This is a genomic window from Streptomyces sp. NPDC003691 (genome assembly GCF_053981115.1).
Genome location: NZ_JBSFNQ010000003.1, coordinates 178,218 through 191,119 on the forward strand (window position 1 = coordinate 178,218; position 12,902 = coordinate 191,119).

Below are 12,902 nucleotides of genomic sequence, written 5' to 3' on the forward strand. Positions count from 1 at the left end.
CCTTCCGGTCTCAACTCGGCACTGAACAGGGAGATTTCATGTCCGGCATCCGCAGCAAGGCCGTCCTCGCGTCCGCGGTCCTCGTGGGCAACATCATGCTGATGACCGCCTGCCAGAGCTCGGACCAGGCCGCGGTGAAGACCGACGCCAAGCCGGTGGCCAAAGTCGAGCCCGCGCAGCCCGCCGAGCCGGCCACCGAGCGGATCGGCACGCCTGTCACCCCGCCCGTTCCCGCGCAGGCCCCGACCGGCAAGGGCACCACCGCCAAGGACACGGGCGCCAAGACCAAGGAGAACAAGGGCGGCAAGAGCGGCAAGAGCGCTAACGGAGCCAAGGTCAGGGACGGGTCCGGATACGACATCGGGGACGGGCGCCGGGTGCCGGTCGAGCAGACCTGCGGGGCCAACGACATCAACTGGAAGACCCGTGCCGAGAGCCAGGCCGGCGGATACATCCTGCTCATGGCGAAGGCCAAGCCCGGTATCACCTGCTATCTGCCCGCCGCTCTGCCGACCGTCGCCTTCGGCTCCGACGGCACGGAGGCGGGCCCGGCGCAGAAGGCCGCCCCCAAGCAGATCAAGCTCAGCGGGAACAAGGTCGCGTACGCCGGGGTGAACCCGAAGACCACCAAGGGGAACTGGGGCAAGCAGTTCGACAGCATCATCGTCGCCGTCGGCAACGACGACCCCAACCCGGAGTCCCTGAGGGTCGGCACCATCACCGTCGACAAGCCGGTCGTCACCAACTGGCAGACGAAGGCGTCGGACGCCGTTCCGCTCGCCTGAAGGCACCACCCGTCACCGTGACCGGGACCGCCTGCGCCCTGATGAGCCTCGCCGGCCTGGGATCATCAGGACACACATGGGCCGGGAGTGCCCTCGTTCATTACGCCTGATGGCCCGGCCGAGCAGTCGGTGAGGAGACGGAATGGCCGAACTGAACGAACGGTCGTGGGCGGAAGCGATCGGCATGTACGCGCGCCGGGCCACCATTGCCAAGGTCGCGGGCCGGGAGCACGATGACTGGGCCCTCGACGCCTCCACCTTGATACACAGCGCTACTTCCGATGCGCGTGGCTGGCGCACAGTGGATCTCTACGAGGGTGAACTCGAGCGGCTCGAAGATCCGTTCTATCCCTTCACCGTGTTCCCGGACGGCCCCGCGGCACATCCTGCGTGGCAGTCCTGCCTTCACGAGATTTCGCGCTCGTCGGCCGAGCGCTTCCTCGTGGCCCTCTCCACACCGTGGATCGATGTCGGCGCGGAACCGCATTTCAACGTCCTCCGGGGAGCGCTCGAAGAGAAGGCACGCACCATCCTGTCCCGCTTCCCCGAAGGTTCGCGTTTCTACGCCAACACCGGAAGCGCCAGCGCCACCCTCGACTACTACCAGCGGGTCTCCACCTGGCACTCCCTGTCGTCGCGCGATTTCGACTTCGGGTTGTTCCTGGTCTCCACGAAGGAGATCGGAATGGTCTGGTCGTTTCGCTGACACTCGTCGGCCGCCTGTCCTCTCCCGGGGACGGTTGAGGAACCAGCCAATCCGTTGGCATGTGGCACGGTGCGTTCGCGGGGCGGGGGCCGTTGACGAGGGTATTGGTGTGCGTAGGGGGTGCGCCTTCGGCCAAACCCCGCTGCGGGGCTTGTGGCGGCCGCGGGGACGCGTGTTCCACTGGAGACAGCGGGGTGCGTTCCTTGTGCCGGTCCGGCCCCGTTCGCCGATGTCTCCGACACCGCAACCGCACTGCGCCGACGCGCACCGAATCCCTCTCCGCCCCTCGATTCCGGCGGTCCTCGCCCAGCTGCGAGCGCCGCGGTCCCGGCTGTTCCGGCGATCGTGACGTCGGACGTTCCGATGCCGGGCAGCGTGCCCGGCGGGCCGGGGACGAGCGTCGGCGCGGCTCTCCGGACTCCCTCTCCGGTCTCCAGCCTTCCAGGAGTGACGTTGATCCACGGGGTAGATGCTTTCGACCGAATCCATGAATACGACAACGTTGTAGTGACCGGCGGGGCGGGTTTTATCGGCCGCCGGCTGGTCGCGGTCCTCAGCGGGCTCGGGAAGCGGGTCACCGTCGTCGACCTTGCCGGGCTTCCGGCGGAGTTGAGCGGGTTACCCGGGGTGCGGCACCGCCCGGCGGATCTCCGGGACTACGGCGACACCCTGCTCGCCCTCCAGGGCGCCGATGCCGTCTTCCATCTGGCCGGGAACGCCAGCGGGACCGTCTCCGTGGAGCGGCCCCGGTACGACTTCCACCTCAATGCCGTGGCCACCTGCCATGTCGGCGACGCCTGTCTCGAACTCGGGGTCCGCAAGCTCGTCCACCTCTCCTCCGCCATCGTGTACGGCACTCCGCGGTACGCACCGATCGACGAGGACCATCCCACTCGGCCGTTCCTGCCCTACGGCGCGTCCAAGCTCTCCGGCGAACTCACCCTGCTGAGCCTCCGGCACTCCGCCGGGCTTCCCGTCGTCATCGGGCGGCCCTTCGTGGTCTACGGGCCCGGCGAGGACCCGAAGCACGCGGGCGGCGAGGTCTCGCAGTTCCTGCGGTGGCACCTCAACGGGCTGCCGATCCCCGTGGTCGGCGACATCGACCTGAAGACGCGAGACTTCGTCCATGTCGACGACGTTTGCCGGGCGCTGCTCGTACTCGCCGCGCGAGGCACGGACGGCGAGGTCTACAACCTGGGCAGCGGCACCGGGGTGTCCATGCGGGAGCTGGCGGAAGCGGTGGGGGCGGCCACCGGGCGGCCCGCTCTGCTGGAGGCCGACGGGAGCAGCCTGGAGGACAGCTTCCCCCTGGTCGCGGACGTCTCCAAACTGGCCGCCCTCGGCTGCGCGGCGGAGGTCGGGCTGGACCGTGGGCTGTCCGGGCTGGCCGCCGTGCTCGGCGAACGGCCTGAACTGCCCTCGGTGAAGGCCGTGTTCCGGAGGGTGCCGCGGACGGTCCCCCGGCGGCTGACGGAGGGGGAATGCGACGGGGAGAGGGAGAAGGAGGGCGAGGGGGAACGGGCCGCGGTGGTCGCGGTGCCGTCGGTACGGAGCGAGGACGGAGGCGGCGCGAAGGCCGACAGGCCGGGCGCTGTCGGGCCCGGGGTACGTACCCCCGAGGCCCAGGCTCCGCCGTGCTAGCCGTCGACGGCGGCCCCCGCCTGCTCCCCGAAGGCGCCGTCGCGCCCTGGCCGTACATCACCGACGACGACCGGCGGGCCGTCCTCGGCGCCCTGGACGCCGCCACCCCCTGGCACTGGCCCATGCGCGCCGTACAGGAGCTGGAGGAGGCGTGGTCGGCGTACACCTCCATGCCGTACGTCCTCGCCGCCAACTCCGGGACCGCCGCGCTGCACATGGCGATCGCCGCGGCCGGTGTCGAGCCGGGGGACGAGGTGCTCGTACCCGCCGACACCTTTCTGGCGTCGGCGTCCTGCGTCCTCCAGGCGAACGCGGTGCCCGTCTTCGTCGACACCGACCCCGTGACGTTCAACCTGGACCCCGCCCTGGTCGAGGAGCGGATCACCGGCCGTACCCGGGCGATCGTCGCCGTCGACCTGAACGGCCTGCCCGCCGACTACGACGCCCTGCGTGCCGTCGCCGGCCGGCACGGCCTCGCGCTGATCGAGGACGCGGCGCAGGCGCACGGCGCCACCTACCGGGGGCGGCCCGTGGGCTCCCTCGGCACGATGAGCGGCGCCAGCCTCAACGGCTCCAAGACCCTGTCGGCCCTCGGCGAGGGCGGGCTGTTCGCGACGCGCGACGCGGAGGAGTACGCGCTCGCCCGGCGGGTGCTGATGTTCGGCGAGGAGCTGCCGGGCCGGGACCGCGACTACAACGCCCGCATCATGGGCTGGAACTACCGCATCGACGTACTGGCCGCGGCGTTCGCCCGCTCCCAGCTCCGGCGGCTCCCGGAGATGACCCGGATCCGCGAGGCCAACGGCGCGGCGCTCACCGCCGCGCTGGCGGGGGTGCCGGGCATCCGGACACCGGCCGTCCCCGCGGACCGTACGCACGTCTACTTCTTCTATCCGCTGCTCGTGGCGCCCGAGGAGCTGGGCGTCGACCCGGCCGATGTGTCCGTGCCCGCGTTCCGCGACGCGCTCGCGGCCGCCGTGAACGCGGAGGGCCTCGGCATCATGCGCTGGCAGCCCCGGCCGGTCCCGGCCCAGACGCTCTTCCAGGAGCTGCGCGGATACGGCCGCGGCTGCCCGTGGAGCTGCGGCCATGCCGCAGCCGGGCACGTCTACCGCCCGGAGGAGTACCCGGTGAGCGAGGAGGTCTGCCGTCGCAGGCTGGTCCTCGGCCAGAGCTTCAGCTCCCTGGGCCCGCCGAACGGCGAACGGACGATGCGTCTCTTCGCCGACGTCTTCCACAAGGTCCTGGTCGAGGAGCGGGACGCCCTGATCGCGCTGGCCCGGCGTGGGGCGGCCGGGGACGGGGGTGCGAGCCGGTAGAAGAGTGACGGGCGGGGTACCCGCGGGAGGCACGAGAGCAGGCCGGAGACGGCGGTACGGGAAAGGACCCGGGCATTCATGGGGAAGAAGTCGTACAGGGCAGCGGACCAGGCCTTCGGCACGACGGGCGGCGGGACCCGGACCCGGACCGGCCCCCCGGCCCCGCTGCCGGCTCCGCCGAGAGCCGCCCGGCTGGCCGTCAGCACGGTCTTCTTCACCACCGGGGCCGCCTTCGCGACCTGGGCGGCCCGGGTCCCCGCCGTACAGGAACGCCTCGACCTCTCCGCCGGGCAGCTCGCGGTGGCGCTGGTGGGGCTGAGCGCCGGGGCGTTCCTGGGGCTGCCGCTGGTGGGCGGGCTGGTGGCCCGGTACGGCAGCCGTACGGTGCTCTGCGCCGGGATGGCCGCCTATCTGGCGGCGCTGGCCGCGCTGGCCTTCGTACCGAGCCTGGCGCTGCTCACCGCCGTACTGGCGGTGTTCGCCTGCGGGAACACCGCGGTCGACGTCTCCATGAACACCCAGGGCGTCCTGGTCGAGCGGGCGTACGGGCGGCCGGTGCTCGGCGGTTTCCACGCGATGTTCAGCCTCGGCGGGATCGCGGGCGCGGGCATCGGGGCGCTCGTGGCCTGGGCCGGGGTGGGCACCGGGCCGCACTTCGCGGTCACGGCCGTCGTGCTGTGCGCGGTGGCGGGCGTCGCGGTGACGGCGCTGCTGCCCGAGCCGCACCGCCCGGCGGGCGACGGCGGCCGGTCCGGCCCACTGCTGGCGCTCCCCGGGCCCGGGCTGTGGGTGCCCGGTCTGCTCGCCTTCTGCGCGCTGATGGGCGAGGGCGTCGTCAACGACTGGGGCGCGGTCTATCTGACCGAGGAGGCGGACGCGGCGGCGGGCGCGGCGGGCGCGGGCTTCGCGGTCTTCTCGGCGGGCATGGTGATCGGGCGGCTGACGGCGGACCGGATCCGCCCGCGCATCGGCACCACCGGTTTCCTCACCGGCTGTGCCGCGGTGGCGGGCGCCGGGGCGCTGGTCCCGGTCGTCTCCCCCACGGTCACCGCCGGGCTCCTCGGCTACGGCCTGCTGGGGCTGGGCCTGGCCGCCGTCGTCCCGGTGATCTTCAGCCACGCCGCCGACCTCCGCCCCGACCGCCCCGGCCCGTCCATCGCCGCGGTCTCCGCGGTCGGTTACGTCGGCTTCCTGGCCGGCCCGCCGGTCATCGGCTTCCTCGCCGAGTCGGCGAACCTGCGGGTGGCGATGCTGGTCCTCCCCGCGCTGATGGGCGCCATGGCCTTCCTCGCAACACGCCTGCGCGACCGCTGAGTCGGGCCCGCTCCGGAGTTTCACCCGAGGCCGCGGACGCGCTATAGTGATCATGCGCTCGCGCCGGTGAACACCGGAAGCGGGAGATGCGTTGGTGGTCCAAGGAAAGGCACCCCACTTCCTGTGGGGGGATGCAGGTGCAAGGCCTGCCCAGCGCTCCACATGGCCCCGGCCTCCGTTCAGGAGGCCGGGGTTTTTTCATGCGTGACAAACCCCGGCCGGGTGGGCCCGCCTACAGTGGCGCCATGTCCGAAGCCCCGCACTCCGGGCCTGCGCCCGTTCCCTTGTCCGTTTCCGTTCCCGAGTACGCGTCCGTGGAAGTCGATCCCGGTGTCGAGTTGCCCGTGCCCGCCGACGGAGAGGTCTGGGTGGTCGGGGCGGTGGTTCTCGACGGCGGGGGGCGGGCCTTCGCCCAGTTGCGCGGGCCCCGGAGGCGGCTCTTTCCCGGCTGCTGGGACATCGTCGGCGGGCATGTCGAGGACAGTGAATCGCTGGTGGAGGCCCTCGGCCGGGAGATCGAGGAGGAGACGGGGTGGCGGCTGCGCCGGGTGCGGCGGCTGCTCGGGACGTTCGTCTGGGACGGGGACGACGGGAGCGGGACCCGGCGGGAGGCCGATTTTCTGGTCGAGGTCGACGGGGACCTGGACCACCCCGAGCTGGAGTGGTCCAAGCACACCGCCTACGACTGGTTCGGGCCCGGGGACCTCGACCGGCTTCAGGAGGGCCGGGCTCCCGGCGACTACTTCGCGTACGAGGTGATCTCGCGGGCCCTCCAGGGCTGACCGCAGGTCAGGAGTCGCAGCCGACGCCGTCGTTGTCGCGGTCGAGGTGGCGGCCGTAGCCGGGGTCGCCTCGGTGGACCGGGGCGGCGCCCGCGGCGCGGGCCGCCGCGCAGTTGGCGTACGAGACGTCCGGTGCGGCGGCGCCGCTGCCCGAACCGCCACCACCACCGGTACCGCCGGTGGACGTTTTGGCCTTGGCGGCCTTGGTCCTGGTGACGGTGACCGTGACCGTCGGGCCCGGCTCGACGACCGTCTTCGCGGGGGCGGTGACCGTGGCGGTCGCGGTGGCGGTGACCGTCGGGCCGGGTTTCGCCCCTGCACCGTCGGCGGGTGCCGATCCGGTGCTGCCGCAGGCAAAGCCGAGCAGCATGATCACGGCGCCGCCGGCATAGAGGCGCTTCATCCGCCACAGCGACCGCTCCGGTCCGGCGGGGCCGGGCGAAGGCGGCGGTGGCGGTGGTGCCATGGCGTACGGACTGCTCAAGGTCCCCCCTTGTGCGCATTCAGTGCATTCAGTGAGGGAACACCGTAACTCCGTGAAGAAGTCCGGGAGGCGAAGTGGGGGAAATTCGCATCCGGAGGATCGTCGACCGGTAGAGACCCGACCGGAACGGAGATGGCCGACGACCGGTGGAGCACGGACCGGAGTGACGACTGCCGAGCCGTACGGGTGCTCAGTCCCCGGACGCGCCCCGCGGCGGGAGCTGTGCGACGAAAACGAACTCGCGGCCGGGGCGGTCCGGGGCGTCCCGGACCTCGTGGGCGGGGAAGCCCGCGGCGGACAGGTCCGAGGCGATTTCGGCGCGGGTGCGGAAGCGGAGGGTGGAGTCCGAGGTCAGAACCGTGCCCGTGGCGCGGAAGACGCAGGTCTGGCGGAAGGTCACCAGGGGCCCTTCGACCGTGAGGACGTCGTACCAGCTCTCCACCTCGCCGGTGCCGGGCACGTCCACCACCTCGTAGGACTCCTCCCTGTTCCAGGACTCCCAGGCGCGGCGGGCGGGGTCGCGGGTCTCGAAGACGAGCAGGCCGCCGGGGCGGAGTGCGGCCCGCGCGCCGTGGAGGGTGGCGCGCCAGAGCGGCGGGGAGTCGATGGCCTGGGCGACGTTCGCCGTCATGGTGATCAGATCGAAGCCGCCGGACTGCGGGAGGGCGGAGAGGGCGGAGATGTCGCCGTGGATCCAGCGGACCCGGTCGGCCCCGGGTTTGGCGCGGGCCACGTCCAGCGAGGCCCCCGCCGGGTCGAGGCCCGTGACATCCAGCCCGCGGTCCGCCAGGAGCAGGGCGAACACCCCGGTGCCGCAGCCGATGTCCAGGATCCGGCGGGCCCCGGACTCCCCGGCCAGCCGCAGATAGGCGTCCAGGTCGGAACGGTCGGACTCCAGCGCGTCGTAGACGGCGGCCAGTGCCGGGTGCTCGAACTTGTCGTCTGCCATGCGTTCGACCGTATCGGGAGGTGCGGGGCGGCCCGTTCGGTTTTCCGCCGGAGGGGGAGCGGGAGAGGAGGGGAGGGGGGCGGGCCTTGCCCGTTCGGTGTCGAGCAGCGATGGCCGGGCCGGGCGCATCGTCGCGATCACGCAGAACTACCTCCGCTTTCGGGCGGCTTGTCCTGCGGTGATATGAGCCCGGTGATACCTTCCCGAAGATCCCCAGGCACTTCGTGGTCATGACAAGGCCATGGTTCCCCGTGCCTGTCGCGACCAGCCGGAGGTCTCTCCTTGAACCCGCAGGTTCAGCCGTACGACATCAACTCCGACGCCCCCTTCTCCCCCGCCGCGGAAAGCCGTCGCGGCCCGGCCCGTAACCGGCGAGGCCCGGGCCTCGGCCGGGCCGGGCTGCTCGGGGCCCTGCTCGCCCCGGCGCTCCTCGTGGGCGGTACGACGCCCGCGGCCGCCGGGGTCACCGGCCCCTGGAGCACCCCCGTCGCCCTCTCGGCGACCGGCGCCGACACCGTGCACGTCGCCGAGGTCCGTACCGCCGGGAACGGCGATGTCGTCGCCGCGTCGTTCCGCCAGTCCCCCGGCTCCGCGCAGACGGACCTCCAGGTCGCGATCCGGCCCGCGGGCAGCGCCGTCTGGGGCACGCCCACCGTTGTCGACACGCTGCCGGCCGGGACGGCCAACGCCCGGCTGTTCACCGCGCCCGACGGCTCGGTGACCCTCACCTGGGTGAAGCTGGGCGCCCAGGACACCGTCCGTACGGCGGTCCTCGCCTCCGGCGGCACCGCCTTCTCGGCGCCTGCCGACATTGCCACCGGCACCGACTACATCGCCCCGACCACCGCCGTCGGCGCGAACGGCCGGGCCGTCACGGCCTGGATCCGGCAGGGCGACCGCATCACCGACGTATATGTCTCCGAGCGGGCGAACGCGACCGCGGCCTGGTCGGCGCCCGTCAAGCTGGACAGCACGCCCGCGGAGACGCTGGAGAGCAGCCTGGAGGCGCTGATCACGCCCGACGGCACGGCCACCGTCGTCTGGGGCGAGAACCGTGCCGACGGTGCGTCCGTCGTCTCGTCCGACCTGGTCGCGGGCGCCACCACCTGGTCCACGGCCGCCGCCCTCTCCGGCGCCGCAATCTCGGCCGCGGTACCGCGCGCGTCCGTCGCCCCCGACGGCTCGGCGGTCCTGAGCTGGCTCAGCCATCCGTCGAGCGCCTGGGGACCCGACTCCCTCGACGTCCTCATCCGCCCCGCGGGCAGCACCCAGTGGGGCGCCCCGCAGAAGGCGGCGACCGTCGACTCCCCGGCGGCCAGCCGGCCGCTGATCGGCCCCGACGGGCAGATCACCATGGTCTGGCGCGGCTACACCGCCAACGGCTTCCACATCCAGTCCACCACCCGCTCCCCGGTCACCGGCGCCTGGTCACCGACGGCCAATGTGACCACCGCCTACTCGCGCGACGAGTACGACGCGGAGATCGGGCCGGACGGCTCCGTCCATGTGCTCTGGACCCAGCAGGACGATTCGGGCTGGTCGCAGGTGGTCCACTACGCGGGCCGGAGCGGGGGCGTCTGGAGCGCGCCCGCCGCGCTGATGGCGCAGCCGTCCGGGGTGGCCGAGGGCCATGTCGCGGGCGGCCCGGACGGCCGGACCACGGCGGTCTGGCAGGAGCTGCCCGACGGGGTGAGCGGAAAGGTGTGGAGCGCGGGCACGGGTCTGTGAGGCCGGTGCGACGGCGGTAGGAGATGTGTGCCGGGCCCGTTTCGGGGGGCGGGCCCGGCACCACCGCCGCGGGGCGGTGCGCGGAGCCGCAGGGCGTGGGCATGGCGCCGGGACGGGACGGGACGGGGTGCGTACAACCGTCGGCGCGGGCAGTACAGGGTGCGTACGGCCGCCGGCGTGAGCAGTACGGGGTGCGTACGGCCGCCGGCGCGGACAGGCAGCCACTGGTACGGCCCCGCCCCGGCAGCCGGAAACGTCCGCCGGGGTCGGGAAGGTACCGTATAGGGCGGATACGGTACGGGTTCCTCCGCCAGGAGTGCGCGCCCCCGCCGGCCGCGCCCCAGCACCCCCAGCACCTCCGAGGACCCGTCGTGACCACCGCTTCCCGCCGCCGCCCGACGGCACCGGCGGACACCGGCGGTTCCGGGTACGCCAAGGGGAACGGGACCGCGGAGGGGCACGGGACCGCGGAGGCCGGGCCGGAATCCGGGCACGGGAAGGGGAACCCCGAGGCCGGGAGCGGCAACGGGCTGCGGCGCGGGCTCGGGCGGCGGCAGATGGCGCTGCTCGGGCTGGGGTCCGCGCTCGGGACCGGGCTGTTCCTCGGAGCCGGGTCCGCGATCTCCGTCGCCGGACCCGCCGTGCTGATCAGTTACGCCGCCGGTGCGGTGATCGCCCTGGTCGTCGCGTACGCCCTCGGCGAGATGGTCAGCGCCCTGCCCGTCCGCGGCTCCTTCGGCGCCATCGCCGGGCGCGCCCTCGGCCCCTTCGCCGGGTTCTCCGTCCGCTGGATCTACTGGATCGCCCTGATCGTCGGTATCGGCTCCGAAGTGGTCGCCGCCGCGATCTACCTCCGCTTCTGGTGGCCGGAGGTCCCCCTGTGGGCCGCCGTCCTCGTCTTCGCGGCCGCCGTCACCGGCGTCAACACGACCGGGGTGCGGAACTTCGGCACCACCGAGTCGGTCCTCAGCGCCGTCAAGGCGTTCGCCGCCGTCGCGTTCATCGTCATCGGGACCGTACTGATCGTCTTCGGGCTGCCGGACCGGCCCGCCACCGGCGTCGGCAACTGGACCGCGCACGGCGGTTTCGTCCCCGAGGGGCCGCTGGCGATCTGGCTGGTGATGGCGATCGTGCTGTTCAGCTTCGCCGGTATCGAACTCGTCGCCGTCTCCGCGCCCGAGGCGAAGGACCCCGGCCCGGCGCTCCGCGGCGCCCTGCGGACTCTCGTCCTCCGGCTCAGTGTCTTCTATCTGGGGGCCATCGCGGTCATCCTCGCCGTCCTGCCGTGGACCGAGGTGACCAGCGGGCACGGCACCGAGGGCAGCCCGTTCGTGACGATGTTCGACGCGGCGGGGATCCCGGCCGCGGCCTCCGTCACCAACTTCGTCGTCCTGGTCACCGCGCTCTCCGCGGCCAACGCCAATCTGTACGCCGCCGGGCGGATGCTGCACTCCCTCGGCGACGACCGGCTCGCGCCGCGAGCCCTCGGCGCCACCACCGCGCAGGGCGTACCGCGCAGGGCGATCCTCTTCTCCGCGCTGGGCTTCCTGGTCACCGCCGGGCTGACGGCGCTCTTCGGCGCCGGGGTCTTCGGGGTGCTGCTGGCGCTGGGCACCTTCGGGATCGTCGCGGTCTGGATCACCGTCCTGCTGACGCTGCTCGCCTTCCGCCGCGATCCGGACCGGCCGCCGTCGGCACTCCGGCTGCCCGGCGGACGGGTGGTCCCGGTGCTGGGCATCGCGGCACTGCTGTCGGTGTACGCGACGGGGGTCTTCGTCCCGGAGATGCGGACGGCGTGCCTGGTGGGCGTCCCGGCGCTGCTGGTGCTGACCGGGGCGTACGCGCTGCTGGTGCGCCGTCGGCGGCGGGCCTGAGCCTCCGGCGGGCCCAGGGGCGTACGGCGCCGCCTCTTTGACACCGTGCGACCGCGGGATCACCGTACGTGTCATGACCACCCGGTTGGGGCGGACCCTCTACGCCCACCTCCAGACCTGGCGCCCCTACACCCTCTGCTACCCCGGGCTCGTCTCCCTCGCCGGTGCCCTGCTGCCGGGGGCGGCCACCGGATCCGGGCCGGGGGTCCTCGTGGTCGCCTGGGCCGCGCCGACGGCCGCATGGATCGGGGGGCACTATCTCTGCGACTGGTTCGACCGGGGGCTGGACGCGGCCGGCCGGCCGCAGCGGCCGCTGCCGTCCGGGCGGCTGTCGCCCGGGGCCGCGCTGGCGACGGGGCTCGGCGCGATCGCGGCGAGCCTGGGCTCGCTGGCGGCCGTCGACGGAGGCGCGGCGCTGCTGATGGGGTGGGTGCTGGGCGGTGTGGTGGGCTACGCGGTGGCGCTGAAGGGCCGCGGGCTGTACGGGAACGCGCTGCGCGGGAGCTGGATGGCGGCCGTCCTGCTGTCGGGGGCGCTGCTCACCCACGACCGGCTGCCGCTGGTGGTCCTGCCACTGGCGCTGGCCTTCGGGGCGCACGACGCGGCGCACAATCTGCTGGGGACGCTGCGGGACGTCGCCGGGGACCGGTCCGGGCGGTGCGGGACGTTCGCGGTACGGCACGGGGAACGGGCGGCGGCCCGGGTGTCGGCGGTGCTGTACGGGGTGGCGGTGGGGGCCGCGTCGGCCGCGGTACCGCTGCTGCCGGGGGCCGCGCGGGCCGGTTACGGGGTGCTGCTGGCGGCGGCCGTGGGCTGCGGGCTCGTCGCCTACGTCCCCCTGCTGAGGGCGGGGAGCGCGGTGACCCCGGGGGTGGCGCTGGCCGCGGTACGGCCCATGGAGCCGGGCCGGCTGCTGCTGGGCGGCGCGGCGCTGTCGGCGGGGGCGGGGTTTGCGCGGGCGGCGGTGCTGGTGGCGCTGATGGCCGCGTTCAGCCTCCTCGTACAGAGACTGATGCGGCACCAGTACGACCTCCCGCCGGAGCCGGGGGCGGTGGCAGGGGCGGAGTCGGGGCCGGGGTCGGGGTCGGGCGGAGCGCCGGGACCCGGGAGCCCGGCCGCCGCGCTCGGCGTACGGGGGCGGTGAGGGGCGGTGAGCCGCGGTACGCGGACCGGCTTGAGGCCGACGGCCGGTGGCCGGTGGCCGGTGGCCGGTGGCCGGTAGCCCGTGACCGGTGGCCTGTGCCCCTTGGCCAGTGACTGATGACCGATGACCGGTAGCCGGTGGCCGGTGGCCAATGGCCGGTGCGGGCCGGGAGAGTG

At 73.4% G+C, this 12,902-nt stretch carries 11 protein-coding genes; 9 read left to right on the forward strand and 2 right to left on the reverse strand.

Annotated features, from left to right (window positions below; all coding sequences use genetic code 11):
- Positions 1–38 precede the first annotated feature (38 nt).
- The 6 genes from ACWDR0_RS02900 to ACWDR0_RS02925 all read left to right on the forward strand — a co-directional run bounded on the left by ACWDR0_RS02900 (position 39) and on the right by ACWDR0_RS02925 (position 6,547).
- Complete coding sequence (locus ACWDR0_RS02900; RefSeq protein ID WP_456349819.1) at positions 39–785, forward strand: hypothetical protein; 747 nt, start codon at positions 39–41, stop codon at positions 783–785.
- A 142-nt stretch (positions 786–927) separates the two neighbouring features.
- Entirely contained in the window at positions 928–1,491 is a 564-nt protein-coding gene (locus tag ACWDR0_RS02905) for a hypothetical protein (protein WP_456349820.1), read from the forward strand.
- Between the two features lie 447 nt (positions 1,492–1,938).
- Complete coding sequence (locus ACWDR0_RS02910; protein WP_456349821.1) at positions 1,939–3,132, forward strand: NAD-dependent epimerase/dehydratase family protein; 1,194 nt, start codon at positions 1,939–1,941, stop codon at positions 3,130–3,132.
- On the forward strand, positions 3,126–4,451 hold the full coding sequence (locus ACWDR0_RS02915) for a DegT/DnrJ/EryC1/StrS family aminotransferase (protein WP_456349822.1): 1,326 nt from the start codon (positions 3,126–3,128) through the stop codon (positions 4,449–4,451). Before ACWDR0_RS02910 ends, ACWDR0_RS02915 begins: the two co-directional genes overlap by 7 nt.
- A gap of 78 nt (positions 4,452–4,529) precedes the next feature.
- Complete coding sequence (locus tag ACWDR0_RS02920; RefSeq protein WP_456349823.1) at positions 4,530–5,765, forward strand: MFS transporter; 1,236 nt, start codon at positions 4,530–4,532, stop codon at positions 5,763–5,765.
- Positions 5,766–6,079: 314 nt separating this feature from the next.
- Complete coding sequence (locus ACWDR0_RS02925) at positions 6,080–6,547, forward strand: NUDIX hydrolase (protein ID WP_456349824.1); 468 nt, start codon at positions 6,080–6,082, stop codon at positions 6,545–6,547.
- A 7-nt stretch (positions 6,548–6,554) separates the two neighbouring features.
- Here the strand turns inward: ACWDR0_RS02925 and ACWDR0_RS02930 are convergent, their stop codons facing one another.
- A complete protein-coding gene (locus tag ACWDR0_RS02930; RefSeq protein ID WP_456349825.1) occupies positions 6,555–7,031 on the reverse strand; it encodes an excalibur calcium-binding domain-containing protein in 477 nt (158 codons plus the stop codon).
- Between the two features lie 190 nt (positions 7,032–7,221).
- A complete protein-coding gene (locus ACWDR0_RS02935) occupies positions 7,222–7,980 on the reverse strand; it encodes a class I SAM-dependent methyltransferase (RefSeq protein WP_456349826.1) in 759 nt (252 codons plus the stop codon).
- Between the two features lie 282 nt (positions 7,981–8,262).
- Between ACWDR0_RS02935 and ACWDR0_RS02940 the strand changes: the two genes are divergently transcribed.
- The 3 genes from ACWDR0_RS02940 to ACWDR0_RS02950 all read left to right on the forward strand — a co-directional run bounded on the left by ACWDR0_RS02940 (position 8,263) and on the right by ACWDR0_RS02950 (position 12,726).
- Positions 8,263–9,708, forward strand: coding sequence for a hypothetical protein (locus tag ACWDR0_RS02940; RefSeq protein WP_456349827.1), 1,446 nt, complete (start codon positions 8,263–8,265; stop codon positions 9,706–9,708).
- Positions 9,709–10,079: 371 nt separating this feature from the next.
- Entirely contained in the window at positions 10,080–11,582 is a 1,503-nt protein-coding gene (locus tag ACWDR0_RS02945; RefSeq protein ID WP_456349828.1) for an amino acid permease, read from the forward strand.
- A 73-nt stretch (positions 11,583–11,655) separates the two neighbouring features.
- The gene (locus ACWDR0_RS02950; RefSeq protein ID WP_456349829.1) at positions 11,656–12,726 is read left to right on the forward strand and encodes a UbiA family prenyltransferase; all 1,071 of its coding nucleotides are present in this window, start codon (positions 11,656–11,658) and stop codon (positions 12,724–12,726) included.
- The last annotated feature ends 176 nt before the right edge of the window (positions 12,727–12,902 follow it).

Excerpts from the sequence above, each read along its gene's own strand:
- ACWDR0_RS02905 (WP_456349820.1), top strand. The coding sequence starts at position 928 with ATGGCCGAACTGAACGAACGGTCGTGGGCGGAAGCGATCGGCATGTAC.
- ACWDR0_RS02935 (WP_456349826.1), bottom strand. The coding sequence starts at position 7,980 with ATGGCAGACGACAAGTTCGAGCACCCGGCACTGGCCGCCGTCTACGAC.
- ACWDR0_RS02900 (WP_456349819.1), top strand. The coding sequence starts at position 39 with ATGTCCGGCATCCGCAGCAAGGCCGTCCTCGCGTCCGCGGTCCTCGTG.
- ACWDR0_RS02950 (WP_456349829.1), top strand. The coding sequence starts at position 11,656 with ATGACCACCCGGTTGGGGCGGACCCTCTACGCCCACCTCCAGACCTGG.
- ACWDR0_RS02920 (WP_456349823.1), top strand. The coding sequence starts at position 4,530 with ATGGGGAAGAAGTCGTACAGGGCAGCGGACCAGGCCTTCGGCACGACG.